Raw genomic sequence first — 19,628 nt, 5'->3', positions numbered from 1 at the left:
GTTTCCGCGCCTTCGGTGATCAGGCGAATGTCCTTGCCCAGTTCGGAGGACAGGTCACGCACCAGCCGGCGGAAGCGGGCAAAGGTGGAGCCGATCGGCAGCATGCGAATGTTGATCGCGGTGTCGCGCAGATCGTGGGTGAGCCGTTCGAGGTCCTCGGCGATGCTCATCAGTTCCTCGTCGGCGCGACGTGCGCTCAAATCCAGCAGACGCGCCTGCGAGATCACCATTTCGCCAACGACGTTGATCAGGTGATCCAGACGGTTTGATGGCACCTTGACCGTGTCCTGCTCCGGCGCGCTCGTGGCGTTGCGAGTCGCGGCGGCCTCGGTCGTCATGACCGGCGACACCTGTGCCTGAGGCTCCGGTTCCACGACAGGATCGGCCTGCGTGTCCATGCGCGGCTTAGTCTCTGCCGGTGCAGGCAGGGTCACCGCCTCGGAGCTGATCTCGATCTCCCAGTCGAAGCTCACGAACAGGAACACGTCGTCTATCGCGCTCCGGGGCTTCGAGGTTGTCAGCTCGATTTCCCAATCGACTTGCAACTGCTCGGGGTCGAAGTCACTCAGTGGTCCGATGCGTGAGGTGAGCGTGCGTATGGTCATCTCGCCCAACTCGTCCAGTTCGCGGATCAGGCCGAGCGGATTGGTGCCGCTCATGAAGGTGTCCGCACTGGGGCGCAGACGGATCTCGTAACGCGTCATGGCCGCGGCGTCCGACGCGGTTGTCTGCGCCGGGGCCGCCGACGGAGACGTTCCGTCGCCGGTGGCCGTGACTCTGGACAGGCGTTCCAGCAGCAGGGCGGTGTCCGGATGTTCGCTATTTGTGTCGATGAGCACGCGAATGTGGTCGCGGGAATCCAGACCGATGCTGATCAGTTCCTGGCTGATGCTCAGCTCGCCACGACGGACCTGGTCAAAGGCGTCTTCGAGATGGTGGGTAAACGACGAGACCGCGTCGAAGCCGAACATCGCGCCGCTGCCCTTGATCGTGTGCATGGCGCGGAAGGCGCGGTCGACCAGTGCCATGTCGTCGGGCGCGTCCTCCATCTCCAGCAGGGCGGCTTCGAGATCCTCCAGCAGATCGGCGGTTTCCTGGCGGAAGGTTTCCTCAAACTGCGTCACGAAGCCGCTCCGTCGCGTGAGTCGAACAGCGGCACATCCAGACCCAGTGAGTCGACCACCGCGGTGACCGAGTCCGGCACGTTGACGAAGACCGGCTGCGTCTCGTCCATCAGTGCCCGATAAACGCTGACGAGCAGCTGCACGCCCGCGAGATCAATGGCTTCCACGCCGGCGAGGTCCACCTGCGCCCCTCCAGCCTTCGGGCACTGTGTGATCAGGTCGTCGCGCGCCTGCTTGACGCGTTCGATCGTCAAGTCACCGGTCAGCTTGACGCCTCCGGCGAACGCCGATTTCGATGCCATGGTGAGGATCTCCGATGTGTGTGGGATTGAGAGCCCTGCTCCCGGATGCATGTAACATCGGCGACGGGTCATGGAAGTTGAGTCGGCAAGGTCAAATGGTCACCGGAAGGTGACGAATGGCGGGCGGAATCGCCGACATTCGGCGTCTGTTCGCAGAGGTTGCCGGAAATGTCCTACACGGCTGCGCGTCACCTCTCCATGGTGAGCCCGGCGGCCGTGTCGGTAGACTGCCACCGTGTTTCGTTCTGGCGTCCACTGGGGAGCATGTGACAGGGATTTCAAAGGGATGGGCCGGCTTGCGATCCGGGATATGGGGCGCCTGTCTGGCAGCCGTCAGCCTGGGTGCCCAGGCCGAAGGACTCACGCACGCGTTCGCCCACGCGCTGGAACAGGACCCGACCTGGGCCGAAGCCCAGGCGCGCTACGCGGAGGTGCTGGCCGATCGCGACCTCGCCAGGGCCGGCTATCACCCGGTGCTGAACATCGCCGGTCGCGTCACCGCGAATCACCGCGAAGTGGTCGGCGACTACTTCGGATTGCAGGACATCAACCGCTCGGATGATTTCGAGGCGTTCGGTTACTCCATCCAGCTTCGCCAGCCGATACTCCGGCTCGACCGATGGCGCCAGCGCGACGCGGCCTCCCTGCGTGTGGCGGCCGCCTCCGCGCGTCTGAACGCGGCGGAAGTCGACCTGATGATTCGTGTCGTCGAGGCCTACTTCGCGGCGCTGGATGCCGAGCAGGATCTCGAACTCGCCAAGGCGGAACTGCGCTCGATCACCGATCGGGCGACGCAGGTCAGCGAGCAGGCGGACCTAGAAATCGCCACTGAACTGGCGCGCTCGGAGGCGAACGCGCAGCGGGATCTGGCACGGGCCCGGGTGCTGCTTTCGGAACAGCAGTTGCAGACGCGCCGCGCCGAGCTCGCATTGATCACCGGCGAGCCGGGCATGGAGCTCTCCGCACTGCGCACCTATGGTCACGTCCCGCACCTGGCCACCACCGACCAGGACGCCTGGGTGGATCAGGCCCGCGCGAGCAATCCGCTGCTGGTCGCCACGCGGCTGGAATCCGAGGTCGCTTCGCGCGGCGTGGATATTGAGCGCGCCGCGCGTCTGCCGACCCTGGATCTGGTCGCGCAGCGCGACTACATCGACAACTCCGGCGGCGTGAGCGGCGAGCGTGAGGATTCCGAGGACGTCATCGGACTCGAATTGCGTTTACCCCTCTACGACGGCGGGGCCACCCGGGCTCGCACCAGCGCGGCGCTGGCGCGTTACGAGCAGGCGCTGGCGCGTCAGGCCCGGGCCCAGCGCGAGGCGGAATTCCAGGCCACCAGCGCCTATTCGGCGGTGGAACTGGGCCAGGAGCAGATCGGTGCGCTGCGTTCGGCGCGCTCGGCCACCTACGACGCCGTCGAGGCGACCGAGGGCGGGGTGTTCGCCGGAACCCGGACGGAAGTGGACCTGATGCAGGCGCTGCGCGAGCGCTTCGATGCCGAGCGCGGGCTGACCCGAGCGGTGCACGCCTACCTGCTCAACAGCCTGCGGCTGAAGGCGGCGGCGGGCACGCTTGGGGCCGACGACCTGATGGCCGTCAACCGGCTGCTGGCCGACTAGCGGCCGACCAGGGCCTGACGCATGACTTCCGCCTGTCCCCAACTGGTCTACCGGCGTCAGTCGCGGATTTCGACGCGTTACGCCGAGATCATCCTGCTGACCAGCCAGGAAGACGGGCGCGTCTACCGTTTTGATGAAAGCGAGTTCCGGCTGGCGTCTCTGTTCGACGGCACCCGGACCCTGGACGAGGCCGTCGAGGTCGCGCGGTCACAGGGCGCCAAGACTGATGTCGACACGGCGCGCCGGTTCCTGAACGAACTGGATCGCGCGGGGCTGCTGGAATCCGACGAGGCCGCATGGAAAACCGCGGCCAACGACGCCGACCTGGGCGAGGCCGATCCGGCGGAATGGAATGCCGAGCGGGCCAACCGCGAGGCCGAGCCACTGGCCCGTTCACGCATGGCGCGGCAGCACGCGCTGCGCGAGGAGCGCACGCCGGACATCGCGATTCACCTGCCGACACGCTGGCTGCTGTGGGCCGGGCGACTGCTGAACTGGCCGCTGCACGCGCGCTGGCGCATGGCGGCGCTGGGCGTCGCGCTGCTGTGTCTGTCCGTCGGCGTCTACAACAATCGTGTGGAGGTCTGGGTCGACCTGCAGCGGCTGGTGGGTCCGTGGGCGATTGTTCAGGTCGCGGTGGCTGGCTTTTTCTCCGTGAACCTGTTCGGGCAGATGGCCCGCGCCGCCGAGTATCTGCGACGGGTCGGCACCATGCCGGCGTTTGGCATCACCTTCATGCTCCGCGTGATCCCGCGGTTTTACGCGGATGTCTCGCCGGTGGTCGCCAACCACGATCAGCGCTTCGAGACCCGCGACCGCATGGCGGTGCTGGGCTGCTCGCTGGTGGCGATGCTGTCATTGCTGGTGCTGGCGACGCTGAGCTGGTTTGTCAGCCGGCAGTCGGCATCCCATCTGCCGCTGCTCTATGCCGGCGTTGGCGTGTTGTCGGCGTGGGTATTCCTGCTGCGGCTGAACCCGATGTCCCGTCACGAGGGCTATCAGTTGCTGGCGACCTGGCTGGATACGCCCGATCTTCGGGACGTGGCCATCGCCTCCCTCTTAGGCCGCGGTCGCATCTGGCGGCGGCTGAAACCCAGCGGCGTCTCGACAACGGCGATTCGTCTGTACGCGCTGGCCGTGGTCGTCTGGATCGCGGTCGTCGCCTGGGTGTTGTTCCACCTGGTTGGTGTTTGGCTCGAACGTGAGTGGGCTGGCCTGGGTGTTGTCTTGTTCCTCGTCCTATGCGGGGTTGCCATGTGGAATCCAATGAAAAGAACGCGGGCGCGCAACAAACTGGCGCAAGAAATGGAAGCGAGAAATCCGGAGCTGGCTGCTCGGCGGCGCAAGAAGCGCAGCGCGACAGTCATCAAGTGGGGAGTCGGGATCGTGGTGCTGCTGGCACTGGCGCTGATCCCGTACACCTACGAGCCAACGGGTGACTTCAAGATCCTGCCGAACAAGCGGTCCGACGTCCGGGCGCTGATCGCCGGCGACGTTCGCGAGGTGATGGTCCAGGAAGGCGAACTGGTCGAGAAGGGCCAGTTGCTGGCGCGCCTGTCGGACGACGAGGAGCGGGCGCAGGTGGCGACCAGCGAGGCGCGGCTGGCCCGGCTCAGGGCAGAGCTGGCCCTGGCCGAGCGGGGCGCCGAGCCGGAAGAGATCGCACTGGCCGAGCAACGCGTCGTCACGGCGAAGCAGCGCTACGAATCCAGCCAGCGTGAGGCGAACCGTCTCAACTCCGCCTACCAGCGCGGGGCTGCGACCGGCCAGGCCGCCAATCAGGCCGAGGCGCTCGCCGCGGTGGAGCGTGAACGTCTGGCCGAGGCGCAGAACGCGCTGGAGGTTGTGCGCGCCGGGACCTCCGAGGAGGAGATCACCGCATTGAAGGCGTCGATCAGCGCCGAGGAGGCCACGCTGGCCTATGCGCGTCAGCAGCTGGAGTACACCGAGATTCACGCCCCGCGTGACGGGCGTGTCGTCTCCGAGGACCTGCGGTTTGCCGAGGGGGCGTATCTCGCCCGTGGCGATCTGCTGCTCAGCATCGAGGAAACCGGGCAGGTCCTGGCCGAGATCATGATTCCCCAGAACGACATCGGCGAGATCGAGGTCGGCGCCAAGGCATCGGCCAAGGCCTGGGCGTATCCGGGCGTGAGTTTCGTCGGCACGGTCGCCGGGATCGCGCCGAACGCCGAGATCAGCGAATATGGCCGCGTGGTCCGGGTGCAGATGGAAATCGAGAATGCCGACGGTCGTCTGCGTCCGGAAATGACCGGCCATGCCAAGGTCGAGGGTGATACGCAGCCGGCCGGTCTGGCCTTCACCCGCGGGCTGGCTCGCTTCTTCATGATCGAGGTCTGGAGTTGGATTCCCTAGCGCGCAAGAACAACGGCGCAGATGTCGACCCCGACCTGATCATCCCGTCGCCGGTCTGGCCGCCGGGCGCCGAGGTCCTGTCGCTCGACGAGCCCGAGCCGCATGCGCTGGGGGGCGAGCACTTCAAGCTGGTGTCGGAAAACGGCTTCGGCGACGGCTACAACAACTACCCGCACAGCATGGCCTGGTTCAAGGGCAAGCTGTATGTCGGCACGACGCGGGCGACCTTCCAGATGATGGCGCACAACGATCCGTTGCCGCCGCTGGATCCCTGGCCGGTCACTCCGCCCAAGGACATCTACGACCTCGATCGCCGCGCGGAGATCTGGTGCTATGACCCGGCGTCCGGCGAAGGCTGGAAGCTCGCGTTCCGCGCACCCTGGATCAAGGGTGAGGATGGCACCGAGGTGCCCCGCTTCATCGGCTACCGCGGCATGGCGGTGTTCCAGGGCAAGAGCGATGACGAGCCGGTGCTGTACATCGCGACCTGGGCGCCGCGCAAGGCGCCGAGACCGACGGTGATGCGCACCGAGGATGGCGTCCACTTCGAGGAGTTGCCCGGCCCGAACTGGGGCGAGCAGGTGCGTTCCTTCCGGACCATGCAGGTGTTCAACGGCCGGCTCTACACCTCGCCGACCGGGTCCACCACCGGCGACCGCCAGTCGCAGGAATGCGTGGGTGGCCGGCCCGCCATCTTCGAGACGGACGACCCGCGCAGCGGCTGGCGCGCGGTGTCCAGCCAGGGCTTCGGCGACCCCGCCAATCTCACCGTGTTCGAGATGGCGGCGTTCAACAACCATCTCTATGCCGGTACCGTGAACGCCCGCAACGGCTTCGAAATCTGGAAGACGACGGCGACCGGCGATCCGCCCTACGACTGGAAGCGCGTGGTCTCGCACGGCGCCGGTCGCGGCCCGCTCAACGAGGTCGCGGTGAGTCTCTGCGAGTTCAAGGGCGCGCTGTACGTCGGCTCGGGCATCGTCAACGGCGGCTATCACCGCAAGCTCAACGTGGGCCCGGCGGCGGCCGAGGTCATCCGCATCCATCCGGATGATTCCTGGGAGCTGATCGTCGGCGATTCACGGATCACGCCGCAGGGCGCGCGGTATCCGCTGTCGGGTTACCGGCCGGGCTTCAACAAGTTCTTCAATGGCTATGTCTGGCGCATGGGCGTGCATGCCGGGCGCCTCTATGTCGGCACCTTCAGCTGGGCCCAGTTGCTGCCGTACTGTCCGATCCACAAGTGGGGCGAGGAGGGCCAGCGCCGCATCGCCAAGATGGGCGTGGACTGGTTCGTCGACAACATGGGCGGCTGTGATGTCTGGTCCACGGCGGACGGCGTGTACTGGGATTGCATGACCCGCAACGGGTTCGACAACGAGTGCAACTGGGGCATCCGCCAGATCATCTCCACGCCCTACGGCGTGTTCATCGCCACCTCCAACGTGCTGGCGCCGGACCGGGCGGTCAAGCGCAACGGCAAGTGGGAATACGTCCACAACCCGCGCGGTGGCTGCGAAATCTGGCTGGGCGCCAACCCGCCGGGATCGACCGATGAGTGAGCTGACCGACTACCCGGCACCGTTGGTGGTGCTGTCGCCGCCGCGTTCGTTCTCGTCGCTGATCTCCGCCATGCTCGGGGCGCACCCGCAGTCCGCCGGGCTGCCCGAGCTGCAGCTGTTCATGGCGGACGACATGGACCAGATCCTCAAGTTCTTCGCGCTCACCCCCGGCAACCTGGAAGACGGCCTGCTGCGCTCGGTGGCGCAGCTGTACTTCGGTGCGCAAAGCGACGCCACGGTGGACCAGGCCAAGGCCTGGCTGGCCGAGCGGCGGCACATGAGCACTGGCGACATGTTCCGCACCATCGCCCGCAAGGTGGCTCCGAAGATCCTGGTCGAGAAGAGCATCGCCACCGTGTGGCGGCCGGTGTTTCTGCGCCGTCTGCGGCAGACCGCGCCGCATGCGAAATTCCTGCACCTGATCCGGCACCCGCGCGGGCAGTGCAGCTCGCTGGTGAACATGATCGGCCACCGCGAGGACACCGTGGCCAACGATCTGAAGGATTTCTCCACCAATCCGCCGACCTTCGACCCCCAGATCGCCTGGTTGCAGATTCACCAGAACATTCTGCGCGCGCTGGGCGAGGTGCCCGCCGAGCAGGTCATGCGCGTGCGCGGCGAGGATGTGCTGGCCGACCCCGAGCGGCATCTGGCCGAGATCGCCACCTGGGCCGGCATGCGCGCCGATTCGGAAGCCATCGACGCCATGCTGCATCCGGAGCGCTCGATCTTCGCCTGCGTCGGTCCGCCGTCGGCGCCATTCGGCTCCGATCCCAAGTTCCTGGAAAACCCGGTGTTCCGGCCTCAGCAGTCCAAGCCGCAATCGCTGGAAGGCGCGCTGCCGTGGCGTGACGACCTGCCGGGTTTCGTGCCGGATGTGATCGAGCAGGCGAGGGCGTTCGGTTACGTTTGACGGTCTGAGCCGCTAGCCGTTGTCATCCTCCGGCGATGCCGCTTCACGGTCCTGCCGCAGTGCATCGGGCACCGGCTCGGTGCCGTAGGTTTCCAGCCGGATGCCGCCGAGGTCGAGGTCCGGCCAGGGTTTGGGAATCGGCACCAGCCCGTCCCGCACCAGTCGCTCCCGGAGTTCATCGGGCGACAGCGGCGTCGACGCGTTGAAGTGGCCGACCGACCGCCAGCTGTCGGCATCGTCGTCCGGTTGCAGCAGTTCCCCGTGCAGAAAGGTCCGCTTGCCGGGCGCATGTTGGGTCGCGGTCAGCACCGCCCAGAGATCGGCCGATTGATCATCGCTGTGCGGGATCGGGACAACCCAGCAGGATTCGTTCTTGCACCCGGACGCGGCCCGGCGGAACACATCCGACGCGAGCAGTGTTTCCGGCGGCGGCGCGACGTCCGGCAGCGGTTCCACCCAGTCCGACATGTCTTCGGCGCAGTGCACCACGCAGTGACGCGAAAGGCGCTCGGGTGTTTCCCAGCGTTTCAGCCACTCCGGGTTGTCGCGGATTCGCGGGTGCTCGCCCAGGGCCTGCCAGGCGCGGTAGCCGGCGATGCCCGAGCGGTATCGCAGGTAGTGAAAGTCGGCCGCGTTCAGCTCGACGGCGCCGCTCTGGATGCGGTGCAGCTGGCTCATCGCCGCGATGCGTGTGGGGCTGGCGACCGGCGACAGTAGCGCCAGCGCGATCACGACGAAGCCCAGCGCCAGCAACAGATTGGTGAGCTGCACGCCCGATTTGATACGGCGTGCCACCAGCGCCGCCAGATACCCCAGCGTGTAGGCCGCGAGATAGACGGCAACGATCACGCCGTAGACACGCGAGACCGTCCAGCCGTAGGCATGAATCCGTTCCCCAAGCCCGTAGGCCACCAGCCCCAGCACCGGCACCAGGGCGATGACGGCCGCGTAGCGAATCCAGAACGCGGTGCGGCTCCAGCCGCCGGACACGTCCGCGGACTGGCCGTCCTGAAACACGCCGTTGAACAGCACGATGACGATCGAGGCGATGCCCAGCATCCACCAGCTTGCCTCGTAGGCCTCGAACAGCTTTGCCGGGCCGGTAATGAACACGGTCAGGGTGAAGGCGACGACGATCACCGCGACCAGCGGCATCAGCAGATGCGCCATGCCCAGAATGATCTGCCGCACCGATTCCACCGCGCGGACCAGAGACAGCCAGACCGCGACACCGAGACCCAGCGCGAAGCCCGTGAACCCGGTCGCGAACAGGCCGTTTTCCAGCAGGTCCCGGACCGCGTCGATGCCCAGCAGGTGGAAAAGCTGGCCGCAGATGAACAGCAGAATCCAGGCCGCGCCGGTGACCACGCCGGCGTGGACCAGCGCGAGGCCGACTTGCCAGGCTTCGCGATAAAGCACGTGGTAGTCCGGCCAGCGACGCCAGCCGGTGTCGCAGATCAGCGCGCTGCGCACCATCACGCCAGCGACCAGCAGCGCCGGCGACAGCAGCAAGACGTAAGGCAGCAGGATCGGGCTGCATTCCACCTCAAGACCGGGGGCGCACTGGCCGGCGGTGGACCAACCCAGCGCGGCGAGCAAAGCGGCGACCAGCGCGGCCACAATCCACGCGGCGACACGGCGGCCATCCGAGATGGTGATGGCGAACCACACCGGCATCGCCGTGACCACGGTGTAGGCCACGACCAGCCAGCGGCTCAGCCCGTCCTCCGCCGCATCGGTCAGATGCTTGAGCAGCAGGAATTGCAGCGTGAAGGCGACGACGATGCCGACGCGCACCTGCGGCGAGGGCACGTAGCGGTTGGTGTCGGGCGTGGTGTCAGTCACGTGGGCCGACCCACATCATCGGGTTGTGGGCAATCTCCCACAGAAAGCCGTCCGGGTCCTTGAAGTAGCCGCAGTAGCCACCCCAGAACACCGGTTGTGGTGTCTTGGTCGGCGTGGCGCCGGCGGCGATGGCCTGCTCGAACACCGCATCCACGGCGGCCTCCGATTCCACATTGTGGGAGATCGAGAAGCCGGGAAAGCCGGTGCCGCCTGCGGGCACCTGCGCATCCTCGGCCAGGTCGTCACGGCCGAACAGGCCCAGCCAGGTCCCGTTGAGCGTGAAGAACGCCACCGACGGCGGCGACTCCATGCGCGGAAAGCCCAGCCCCTGTTCGTAGAACGCGATGGAGCGTGCGAGGTCGCGCACGCCCAGCGTCACCATGCTCATTCTCGGTTGCATGCTGCCTCCCGTTACGACGGCCCGAGCGCCGCGGTCAGTGCCAAGAGCTCACCGCGCTGCGCCGCATCCAGCGGTTGCAGTACCGCATCGGCACATTGCTCGACGCGGGACCGCGATTCGGCAAGCGTACGTGATCCGGCCTTGGTCAGCGCCACCAGGCTCACCCGGGCATCACGCGGACTGGCTTCCTTGCGGACCAGGCCGATCTTTTCCATCGGGTTGAGCAGCCGGGTGACACCGGATGCGCTGAGGTTCACCGCCTCAGCCAGATCGATCCTGCGCATCTGGTGATCCGGCGCGCTCGCGAGGGTTTGCAGCACCTGATACTCGGTGAGGCTGATGCCCTGCGCGGAGAGATACTGATCGAGCCGCTTGGTGATGCGGGCCTGGGTGCGAACGAGCTGCATCAGCAGATCGCTGGGAGTGGGCTTGGACATGACATTGCTTCACAACTGTTTGAGTCCGCAATTATATGGGCAATGTTTGAGTTCGCAAGTAGTTGACGCGGAGGCTCCGGCTTCAGCCGGTGGTCAGCGGCTTTTCCCAGAACAGGGCGTGACCGGCGGCGGGGTCCAGCGCATAGCCATGAAAGCCATGCTTTTCGTAGGCCGCCTTGGCGATGTGGTTGTTGCTCAGCACTTCCAGCGTGATCTTGCAGCAGCCCATGTCGGCGGCGATGGCCTCGATGGCGTCGAGCAACGCCTGGCTGACGCCGCGACCGCGAAACGCGGGCAGCACCGCCAGATCGTGAATGTTGACGATGGGGCGGCAGGCGAAGGTCGAGAACGATTCCAGGCAGTTCGCCAGCCCGGCGGGTTCGTCATCCACATAGGCGATTAGCGAAAAGGCATGCGGCCGCTCCGCCAGCGCCGGGCCCAGCCGTGCCTGTTCCTCCGCGCTGAGGGGGGCGCCGCGGCCCATCGGGTCGGCGGCATAGGCGGAGAGCAGCTTCCCGAGCGTGGCGGCCTGCTCGGCGTCGCGATAGTCCACGCGGCGGACGTCAATGTGCATGCGATGGAATCCCGGTCGAAGATGGCGAGCGGGGAGTGTAGACGCTACCGGCGATGACCTTGCGGCAAGGTTGCTTTATGCAGCGGAGCCCTGAAGCCGTGATTCCACCCGGCGCATGCACTGCGTCAGGCTCTGCCAATCGTTGTTCGCTGGCCTCACGCCAAAACCCAGGGTGCCAAGTCGGTCCAGGCCCCGGGCCGTGATCGAGACACTTTCGACGGCGGACGCCGAATCGAGGCGCAGCGCTTCGGAGGCGGTCAGTCGCCGGACGGCGGCCGTCAGATCATCGCGCCGGATTGGCAGTCGATTGGTCATGCGCTCGACCAGATCGGTGACCGGAATGGCTTGCTCACGGGAAAACAGGCGGTCGCGAAACGCCCTGAGAATGGCGGCCTCCGCAACCAGGACAAACTCCGCTGTTTCGTGACTGCGACGGTCTGAATCCCGCCCGGATGATTCCTTCACTTGGCCCCCGATGCATCCTTGCACCCGCCAAGTTATACCAGAAGAGGGAAACCAGACCCGCGAAAATGGGCAGTCGCGATGCGGTTCAGCCGGACGCGTTGCCCGGTGGGTCGGGGTAGAACGTCTCGGTCCCCTCGGTGGGTGATTCATCGCCCGGCATGCGTAGCCCGCGCGGCTTGTACATGTTGAACGTGCCCACGGCGAACGCCACCGGCGCGTCGCTGCCGTCCTCCACCGCCGAGCCGCTGATCACCAGTAGTGACTTGCCTTCGGACTGCACCTCGGTGCGCGTGACCAGGGTCTTCCCGAGCCGGGCGGGCCGCAGAAAGTTCACCTTCATCTCCACCGTGCTCACCGCGCAGCCGCGTGCCAGGGCGCGATGCTGCGCCTCCAGCCCCAGCGCGGTGTCCATCAGCGCCATCACCGATCCGCCATGCGCCACCCCGGGCGAGCCTTGCAACTGTGGCGAGATCGCCATGCGCGTCGAGAGGCCGTCGGCGTCCTGCGCGAAATCGATGCCCAGATGCTGGAACAGACCGCCGAGGCGCTTGAGCTGCTCGAAGATGTCGATGACGTTCATCGCTAGAGCACCCACGCAATCAACAGCCACAGAATCACGAAGAACGCGAAAAACCCCAGCAGCATGAACTGAAGCTCGCCGATCAGCCCGTCGCCGGCGGCGATGGCGAAGACCACGAAGGTCACGAACGTCACCACGAACGAGGCGATGGCCGCGCCTCTGAGGCCCAGGCCCGGTTCGAGATGCGTGGCGCTGAAATCCGCCAATGCGGGCAGGGCGAACACCGCGGCGATCAGACCGACCAGCACCAGCACACCCAGCGCGATAACGATCAGCCGCGCCTCGCGACGATCCCGGGTTTCCGTTTCACCAACCATGCTCAATCCGCCTGATGCTGCTTGATCAAATCCCGAAAATCGTGCGGACGCGGAATACCGGCCACCTCCACCTCCGGCACATCGCCCGCCGTGTAAATCGAAATGCGCCCGACACCGAACATCCGATCGAACAGGGATTGATACACATTCACCGTGCGCACCGACCCCGCATTCAACTCCGTGCGGTTCTTGCTCAGCAGCCCGCGCTCCAGCACCACATCATTCCCCACGAACTCCAACTTCGTGGATTTACATTTTAGATACCACCACAACAGGATGATGATCCCGATCGCCAGAGGAATGAGCAGCACCGCCAGGATGAAACCCAGCGGGTTGTTCTTGAACATCGCGGGGTGCTCGGAGTATTTCGGTTCCAAGGGAGACATCCTGGAGGTATGGGAACAGGGCTGATTCTGAACGCAGCGCCGTTCGGCTGCCAGGGTGTAAGGTGGACGAGTCGCAGTACGTCAGGGGGAGGGCGGTGTGATGAACCTAAACGCGCGCAGTGGATCGCCACCTAATTCGCATGCGACACAGGAATTTCGGTGGGTTAGGGATGGGCGTGTCGGATTAGGTCAACAACTTGCGCTGCGTGTTAGGTGAACATTTTGACGTCGAATATGCGTTAGGCCCTATGTGCAAATCTGAAAGGTAGCTAATGGACGACATCGCGAAATCGATTAAGGCCTTCCTCTACGACAGGGCTGCGAGTCCGCTGCTCGGCGCGTTTATTGTCGCGTGGTCGGTTTGGAACTATCGGTTTTTCGTTGTGCTCCTGAGCGGGATGAAGCCCACTGAGAAGTTTGCGGCCGTCGAAGAAATATTCAAATTTGAGGTTATTGAAGTTTTCGAGCTATCGGTGCCAGTCGGTGGCGCTGCCTTTGATGGCTTTCTTGTGCCGACTTTGGCTGCGTTGTTCTACCTCTATGGCTACCCTTACCTTGCGAAGCCGGTCTATAAACATAGTCTGGCTCGTGCTAAAGAACTCCGTGACATCAAGCAGGAGGAGGAAAAGCTCCAATTGTTAACGGTCGAACAGTCGCAAGAAATTCGCAGCAAGTTGGCTGCGCTTCAGGGCAAACACGCCAGAGAAGTTGGCGAATTTTCGGATCAGATTTCTTCGTTGAACAGCACCATTGATGAGCTGCATCAAAAGTTGGTTGACATTGATGCTGCGGAGCGAGGCACTCCGTTTGACGACATCAACGACGCCGACCCAGAGGAGTACGACGAGTTCTTGCGTAAACGGGTCGAAGCGCAAAGGCCCGGTGAATTTGAGGTCTCTAATCTATTTAATAAGGAGCAGTGGTCGAGCATGAATGGTTCGTCTCGCCAGGGAATCGGGAGACGCTTCAAGAAGCAAGTTGAACGGGGTGACTATGTCGGCGTTGAGCTAACCGGGAAAGGTTCCGGCAACCAGCTCATTTACAAAAAGAACTATGTGCCGAGTACAAACTTCAAATCCTAGGCGAGTCTCAAGATTGCGGGGCGGGCCTAACAAATCGTATATGGACTCCTCCCGCAACTGCGTGGATCAGACGGCCTAGATCGAGGCGATAGAGGTGCGGTGCGGTCGTATATTCGGCCTGTTGATGGGCTCTTTGGCCCTGGCCTTCATGGAAATCCGCGTCGGGTCGTGCCACACGCTGCAACTGAGCTGTTAGCTCGGATTTGTTATCGGCATCCAGACCCGACGGGGCCGACCCGTCTCGCCATGATCGCTGTCTTCTCCTGCACAACCGCTGGTGGGAAAACTCTATGTATGAGTGCTCAGGCAGCCACGGCCTGATACTCCGGATCAAAGCAGGTGCCATGGGCCCAGCTCGCCCAGGCGATCCGGGCGAGCTTGTTGGCCACCGCACAGGCCGCTTTGTTGTGATTTGACCTGGCCTGTACGCCCAAGGCCCAGCGCTGAAGCGAATTGAGCGGTCGGCCTGCGTTCTCATTCCGTCTGGCCCCGAGCAAGACCGTTCTTGCCCCGTGAATCAGCAGTGTTCGGACGTACTTGTCACCGCGCTTGCTGATCCCGCCCAGGTGCCGTCTTGAGCCACTGGAGTGCTCTTTGGGTGTCAGTCCCAGCCAGGAGGCCAAGTGTCGGCCTGAGCGAAAGTGCTTGGCATCACCGGCACTGGCGTACAACGCTGTCGAGGTCAGCAATCCAATGCCGGGAATCTCTTGCAGCAGTCGTACGGCGGGTGTTTGGCGAGCCACGGTCGCGAGCTGACGCTCGACGCGTGCGATCTTGTCGTCCAGATCGTGCACCTCGGCGAGCAATTCCAGCAACGTGATCTTTAACAGATCCGGCACGGCCGGCTCATCTATGGCCGAGGCCATTTGCTTCAGAGCGGTGTGGGCTCCCAGCGGGAGAATCACTCCAAACTCGCGCAACAAGCCTCGCAGCGTATTGATGCGAGCGGTGCGACAGCCCACCCAGGCCGACCGGGCGCGATGCAGACCCTGGATCGCCTGCGCATCCGCACCCTTGACCGGCACCGAGAGAATCTCGGGATTGCGATCAGCTTCCAGCATCGCCAGACAGTCGGCCCGATCGGTCTTGTTGCGACGACGATAGGCTCGCACGTAGGGCACGGGCAGCAGGCGCACGGTGTGTCCATGCGCCAACATCAGACGAGCCCAGTGGTGGGCGCCGCCACAGGCTTCCATGACAAACCGGGCAGGTGGGCGCTGAACGATCAAGGCCTGAAACTCGGCTCGATTCAGGCGGTGGTTTTCCACTACACGTCCGGATTTGGACACCACCACTTCAAAGACCAGTTTTGCCGTATCCACGGCAATCGTCGTAGATTGCATGTCGGACTCCTTCTGTCGGTGTAGCTCGTGACTCTGAAACACCAGCTTGGCACACAGATGCCGGTAAAACGGCGGGAGGAGTCCATTCCATCATTGCAGCTGACATTTGACCCGCCACCGATTTTTGCTGCCGCAAAAACCGGCGTCGCCTCAAATGCAGCTGAACTCAGGCGTTAGAATCACTATGAAATTGGGGGAGTGAGAGATGGCAAAGCCGCGCGTATTCGTAAGCTCGACTTATTACGATCTCAAGCATCTTAGGTCGTCGCTGGAAAACTTCATCGAAGCACTAGGTTACGAGCCGGTACTCTCGGAGAAGGATGACATTGCATACTTGCCCGATGCGCCACTAGATGAATCGTGTTACCGCGAAGCTCGAAATTCAGATATCTATGTACTGATTGTTGGTGGGCGATATGGCTCTAAAACCAGTGCAGGAGGCAAGAACAAGGGCTCAACTGAAGGCTTCTATGAGCGATATGAGAGCATTACGAAGCAAGAGTACGTGAGCGCCTGTGAAAGAAATATTCCTGTATATGTGTTAATCGAGTCCAGCGTGGATTCCGAGTATCAGACGTGGCTCCGAAACCGTGGAAAGAAGGATGTGAAGTACGCTCATGTGGATTCCGTAAACATATTTCACTTTATCGAGCACATTCGTGATCAGCAGAAGAACAACCCCGTCAAATCATTCTCTAGGTATGCGGAAATCGAAAGCTACCTTCGCGAGCAATGGGCGGGATTTTTTAGAGAGTTGATACATCGTATGTCTGCCCAACATCAAATTGAGGACCTAGATGCAAAGATCAACAGTCTTTCGGAAACTAGCGAAACACTGAAGCGATACATGGAAGAGGTCGTTTCTCAGGTGAGCCAGGAGAAGAGGGCCGCCTCAGAAATTATTCGCGAAGAAAATGAGCGACTTCGGCAAGCGAAATTGGATGCGGAATTTACGTCAATTGGCTATATAGGCCACCTAAAGCGCGCTCACGAGATGGGAGTAGACCACCTTCGCGAATCCCTGCGATCGGCGAAAGACTACGAAGCGTTCGTTCTTGGATTGTTCGTCGAGATTTCAGAAATCCCGATGTGTACTTTGAGCAGTAAAGCCTTTGCGGAGCTGAACGAAGCCAGAGAACAACTTGAAAAGGCCGCTTTCCCACGCGAACAACTCTATGCATACCGGGAGAAGTATGAAACAAGGCTTTCAGAGGAGAGTAAGCCCAAGAAGCGCTCCACTCGTAAGGTGACGCCGAAAAAGAGTCCGGCTAAAAAGACCCAAGCTAGAAAGCCGCCGCAGAAACGTGATTCTAACTAGGCGCTGCAGGTGACGTTTGACCCGCCGCCGATTTTTGCTGTCGCAAAAACCGTCGTCGCCTCAAACGCACCTGAGCTTAGGCGTTATGTTTGAAGAAGATCGGAAGTCGGCGATAAAGGAATATGGAGGCGTATTGCCGATGCATTACGCCTTCTATATCGAAGCCATACGGCCTCACTGCTTATCCGCAATGCGGTCGATTGAATATCTTGCCGACTATATTCAGATGACAAATCAAACTAAAGGAGACTTCGATCAGGCCGTAGAGTTAAGCCGTGCAGTGCTAGATAACCTGGAAAACCTAGTGATAAATGCCGCTGCAATTCGTCGTTATTTCTGGCCGGTACGTGAAGGAAAGCACAATCTGCACTCCGAAAGAGGAAAGGCTCTTAGAGAAAAGTTTAGAATCGGAGATGACAGTCCACTGAAAGACAAGAGGCTCAGAGATTTTTTAGAGCATTTTGACGAGAAACTGGATGCCTACTTGTGGAGCAAACCTATCACTGGTCACGTGATCCCATATTACGTGGGCGGTTTTCCAAAAAGTGGTGGTGTGCCGCTTCATGTGTTCCGTGCTTACTACATCGATGTTGGCGTCTTTGAGAGTCTTGGAACCAGATATGAGATTCAACCAATCGCAGACGAAGTTATGAATATCGCCCAAGTGCTAGAGGCGTCCTGAAGTGCACAATATAGCGCTCAAAATGGACGCCGGCTTCGTTGCGCTTCATTGGCGCTCGTTAGCTCGGCGTTAGGCATTTTTGATGTCGTGGCAGCGGCTTAGCACCAGCCAGTTGGCTGACTTGGAGTATCACGGTATGGCGGGTGTCACGCGCTCATGCGTGCGTGCGGTATCTCGCCTGCTTGCCTGCGGTGAAGTTGTCGAATCCGCAAAATTGCTCACGCATGATCGGCGGCACGGCTTTGTACTCATTACACGGCTGGCAGAGTGCATTGCCATCCTTCCGGGCTTTACTTCTGGTTATTCCGGAGAGGGGCCATCGGGGTTGGCTCGTGTCTTAGCGCTGCTGGAGTCGCACGGAACGGAAATTGACGAGTACTTCATTTCGTCAAAAATGTTTCACCGTCTTGAGAAATGTTGTCTTTTGGCATCAGATGTTGAGTGGCTTGAGAGCGAGCGAGCCTCACGGCCCATGCGGTGGTCGGACTATATATATGCCATCGATCCAAATCTGAGCTTCAATAACGAAAGTTTGGTTTCGTCATATCCTCGGTCCCTCCCCCTTGGTCTGATTGATGACCGAATACTCGATCTGGCCAGGGGCTTCGATGACAATCCCGGTCACGCAATCGATTCTGCATACAGAAGACTTGAAGATTTGGTTAGATCTCGTGCGGGCCTGAAAAGAGAATTCGGCGCAAAATTATTCTCGAAAGCATTCATTGGCGAGAACGCACCGTTGCGCTGGGAGGTTGAAGATAAAGGAGAGCAACAGGGCCGAGGTCAACTTTTTTCTGCAACTTTTATGGCATTCAGAAATGCGCGTGCTCATAGGGAAGCTCTTCCTTCTGACGCATCAGACGTTCACGAGTTCTTGCTCATAAATCATCTGTTCTATCTAGAGCGCAGTGCATCGAAATTTGAGGGTCGTGCGTTAAATGCTTAGCGAACGGTGTCAACCCGAAGCACCAACCGTCGCTTCGTGCCAGCCGGGCCGCGAGTGAACCAGGGCGTTGGCATCATGGCCAAGTTCATCCTGATTCTCTGCATGCTAGTTGCAATGTCCGAGGGGAGCTATGCGTCTGAGGTAGACAAATCTCGTGTTGTGAAGGTCAAGCAGGACTTTGCAGCACTTAATGCGGCACTTGGTCAGTACAAGCGGATTCATGGGAAGTATCCGGACCCTGAAGAGGGGCTGAATGCACTCACATATCCCCGGCCTCAAGCCAATCTGGATGAAGACGAACTTCGGGGAATAATCAGAAATGTTCCATTGGACCCATGGGGGAATCCATATCGGTATAGAAATCCGGGAGTTCACCAGGAGCAACCCGAAATATGGTCCCTTGGTGCCGATGGGGAGATTGGCGGAACAGGAGTAAACACTGACTTCGGGAGCTGGTCAGGGAGCTTCGACGCGTATGATGCCGCTGAGCGTTCCAGGGCCCGCATACAGATTGCGACACTGTTGGCCATAGCGCTGGTGGTATTTGCGTTCTGGTTCACATTGCCACTTGTTGTCATAGCAAAGCTGCGACGGTGGCATTCTTTGAATCTCGACAAGAAGGGCTTCGGAATTGTCGTTCTGTACGTTCTGATATGTACCCCGTTTGCCCTCGTGGCCACCGTGCTTGTGATGGCACCAATTTCACCAGGGGTCTATTGATGCCCAACAACACCGTCCAGGGCAGTTTTGGCCATAACGGTTGTCTGGACGCACAAAGCCGGAAGCGACGTTCAGCGGCCGCAGAACTCCTGCGTTAGATGCTCGTCCGCGCGCTATCTGATTTGGAAAGACCGCGGGGACCAGGGAAGACCCTCTGGGTGGAATTCGCCCGCTTCGATGCCCCTTACCGCAAGCATCAGGTAGTTGGAACTGCTGTGCGCAACCTCAAGGGATGAACACCATTGCGGGATCGCGGTTGGCGGCGTTCGCCGCTGACTTCGTGCTGATTGCACATCTACTGATTGCGCTGTTTGCTGTTTTTGGGGGGGGCGCCATTCTCGTGGAGCCAAGAGTGACGTTAGTCCACCTTCCGGTTGTGGCGTGGTCATCAATCGTCAATCTGGCGCACTGGACCTGCCCGCTGACTCCTCTGGAGCAATGGCTTCGTCGTCATGCCGGCCAATCTTCATTCGAAGGTGGCTGGATTCAGCATTATCTTGATCCCGTCGTCAGGCCGCTCGGCATGCCGAGACGGTTGGAGATGGTCGCGGGAATATCCATTGTGGTCTGGAACGTCGCCGTTTACGGAGTAATCATGGCGATGGGTGCCATTACCTGAAGCGTCGTAGTCACTCGGGAG

The 19,628-nt window shown here is 61.7% G+C and carries 21 protein-coding genes; 10 read left to right on the top strand and 11 right to left on the bottom strand.

The window, feature by feature from the left end; genetic code table 11:
* On the bottom strand, positions 1–1,124 hold a 1,124-nt coding region (locus ABNS06_RS06695; protein WP_348673398.1), incomplete at its 3' end, for an Hpt domain-containing protein.
* Positions 1,121–1,426, bottom strand: coding sequence for an STAS domain-containing protein (locus tag ABNS06_RS06690; RefSeq protein ID WP_348673397.1), 306 nt, complete (start codon positions 1,424–1,426; stop codon positions 1,121–1,123). The genes ABNS06_RS06690 and ABNS06_RS06695, both read right to left, overlap by 4 nt.
* Before the next feature lie 296 nt (positions 1,427–1,722).
* Between ABNS06_RS06690 and ABNS06_RS06685 the strand changes: the two genes are divergently transcribed.
* Genes ABNS06_RS06685 through ABNS06_RS06670 form a run of 4 tightly spaced genes read left to right on the top strand, consistent with a single transcriptional unit; the run spans position 1,723 to position 7,893 of the window.
* Complete coding sequence (locus ABNS06_RS06685; RefSeq protein WP_348673396.1) at positions 1,723–3,045, top strand: TolC family outer membrane protein; 1,323 nt, start codon at positions 1,723–1,725, stop codon at positions 3,043–3,045.
* Positions 3,046–3,066: 21 nt separating this feature from the next.
* Entirely contained in the window at positions 3,067–5,418 is a 2,352-nt protein-coding gene (locus tag ABNS06_RS06680; protein ID WP_348673395.1) for an efflux RND transporter periplasmic adaptor subunit, read from the top strand.
* Positions 5,406–6,980 (top strand): hypothetical protein, encoded by a 1,575-nt coding sequence (locus ABNS06_RS06675; protein WP_348673394.1) that lies wholly within the window; start codon positions 5,406–5,408, stop codon positions 6,978–6,980. Before ABNS06_RS06680 ends, ABNS06_RS06675 begins: the two co-directional genes overlap by 13 nt.
* Entirely contained in the window at positions 6,973–7,893 is a 921-nt protein-coding gene (locus ABNS06_RS06670; RefSeq protein WP_348673392.1) for a sulfotransferase, read from the top strand. Before ABNS06_RS06675 ends, ABNS06_RS06670 begins: the two co-directional genes overlap by 8 nt.
* A 12-nt stretch (positions 7,894–7,905) precedes the next feature.
* Here ABNS06_RS06670 and ABNS06_RS06665 read toward each other — a convergent pair whose 3' ends face one another.
* The 8 genes from ABNS06_RS06665 to ABNS06_RS06630 all read right to left on the bottom strand — a co-directional run bounded on the left by ABNS06_RS06665 (position 7,906) and on the right by ABNS06_RS06630 (position 12,897).
* On the bottom strand, positions 7,906–9,738 hold the full coding sequence (locus tag ABNS06_RS06665) for a hypothetical protein (protein WP_348673390.1): 1,833 nt from the start codon (positions 9,736–9,738) through the stop codon (positions 7,906–7,908).
* Positions 9,731–10,138, bottom strand: a complete 408-nt coding sequence (locus ABNS06_RS06660; protein ID WP_348673389.1) for a VOC family protein — start codon at positions 10,136–10,138, stop codon at positions 9,731–9,733. The genes ABNS06_RS06665 and ABNS06_RS06660 overlap by 8 nt, the downstream gene beginning before the upstream one ends.
* An 11-nt stretch (positions 10,139–10,149) precedes the next feature.
* Positions 10,150–10,575, bottom strand: coding sequence for a MarR family transcriptional regulator (locus tag ABNS06_RS06655; RefSeq protein WP_348673388.1), 426 nt, complete (start codon positions 10,573–10,575; stop codon positions 10,150–10,152).
* Between the two features lie 82 nt (positions 10,576–10,657).
* Positions 10,658–11,149: a GNAT family N-acetyltransferase gene (locus ABNS06_RS06650; RefSeq protein WP_348673387.1), complete on the bottom strand. Its 492-nt coding sequence runs from the start codon at positions 11,147–11,149 to the stop codon at positions 10,658–10,660.
* A gap of 75 nt (positions 11,150–11,224) precedes the next feature.
* Positions 11,225–11,614 (bottom strand): hypothetical protein, encoded by a 390-nt coding sequence (locus ABNS06_RS06645; RefSeq protein WP_348673385.1) that lies wholly within the window; start codon positions 11,612–11,614, stop codon positions 11,225–11,227.
* 85 nt (positions 11,615–11,699) lie between these two features.
* Positions 11,700–12,209 carry a PaaI family thioesterase gene (locus ABNS06_RS06640; protein WP_348673384.1) on the bottom strand — a complete coding sequence of 170 codons (510 nt, stop codon included), beginning with the start codon at positions 12,207–12,209 and terminating at the stop codon, positions 11,700–11,702.
* Positions 12,197–12,511 carry a hypothetical protein gene (locus tag ABNS06_RS06635; protein ID WP_348673382.1) on the bottom strand — a complete coding sequence of 105 codons (315 nt, stop codon included), beginning with the start codon at positions 12,509–12,511 and terminating at the stop codon, positions 12,197–12,199. The genes ABNS06_RS06640 and ABNS06_RS06635 overlap by 13 nt, the downstream gene beginning before the upstream one ends.
* A 2-nt stretch (positions 12,512–12,513) precedes the next feature.
* On the bottom strand, positions 12,514–12,897 hold the full coding sequence (locus tag ABNS06_RS06630) for a PH domain-containing protein (protein WP_348673381.1): 384 nt from the start codon (positions 12,895–12,897) through the stop codon (positions 12,514–12,516).
* A 272-nt stretch (positions 12,898–13,169) separates the two neighbouring features.
* On the opposite strand from ABNS06_RS06630, the gene ABNS06_RS06625 reads away from it, so the two are divergent.
* Positions 13,170–13,979 (top strand): DUF1413 domain-containing protein, encoded by an 810-nt coding sequence (locus ABNS06_RS06625; protein WP_348673380.1) that lies wholly within the window; start codon positions 13,170–13,172, stop codon positions 13,977–13,979.
* A 302-nt stretch (positions 13,980–14,281) separates the two neighbouring features.
* On the opposite strand, the gene ABNS06_RS06620 is transcribed toward ABNS06_RS06625, so the two are convergent.
* Positions 14,282–15,322 (bottom strand): IS110 family transposase, encoded by a 1,041-nt coding sequence (locus ABNS06_RS06620; protein WP_348673379.1) that lies wholly within the window; start codon positions 15,320–15,322, stop codon positions 14,282–14,284.
* 205 nt (positions 15,323–15,527) lie between these two features.
* Between ABNS06_RS06620 and ABNS06_RS06615 the strand changes: the two genes are divergently transcribed.
* The 5 genes from ABNS06_RS06615 (at position 15,528) to ABNS06_RS06595 (ending at position 19,607) form a co-directional block, all read left to right on the top strand.
* Positions 15,528–16,640, top strand: a complete 1,113-nt coding sequence (locus tag ABNS06_RS06615; RefSeq protein ID WP_348673377.1) for a DUF4062 domain-containing protein — start codon at positions 15,528–15,530, stop codon at positions 16,638–16,640.
* 85 nt (positions 16,641–16,725) lie between these two features.
* Positions 16,726–17,322: a hypothetical protein gene (locus tag ABNS06_RS06610; RefSeq protein ID WP_348673376.1), complete on the top strand. Its 597-nt coding sequence runs from the start codon at positions 16,726–16,728 to the stop codon at positions 17,320–17,322.
* A gap of 82 nt (positions 17,323–17,404) precedes the next feature.
* Entirely contained in the window at positions 17,405–18,268 is an 864-nt protein-coding gene (locus ABNS06_RS06605) for a TIGR02391 family protein (protein ID WP_348673374.1), read from the top strand.
* Positions 18,269–18,343: 75 nt separating this feature from the next.
* Positions 18,344–18,988 carry a type II secretion system major pseudopilin GspG gene (gspG, locus tag ABNS06_RS06600; protein WP_348673373.1) on the top strand — a complete coding sequence of 215 codons (645 nt, stop codon included), beginning with the start codon at positions 18,344–18,346 and terminating at the stop codon, positions 18,986–18,988.
* A 232-nt stretch (positions 18,989–19,220) separates the two neighbouring features.
* Entirely contained in the window at positions 19,221–19,607 is a 387-nt protein-coding gene (locus ABNS06_RS06595; RefSeq protein ID WP_348673372.1) for a DUF2784 domain-containing protein, read from the top strand.
* Positions 19,608–19,628: the final 21 nt, after the last annotated feature.

The organism is uncultured Abyssibacter sp. (assembly GCF_964000955.1).
Lineage (GTDB): Bacteria > Pseudomonadota > Gammaproteobacteria > Nevskiales > OUC007 > Abyssibacter.
Note: the sequence above shows the minus strand (reverse complement) of the source record. Positions and strands in the feature narration are given on the sequence as shown.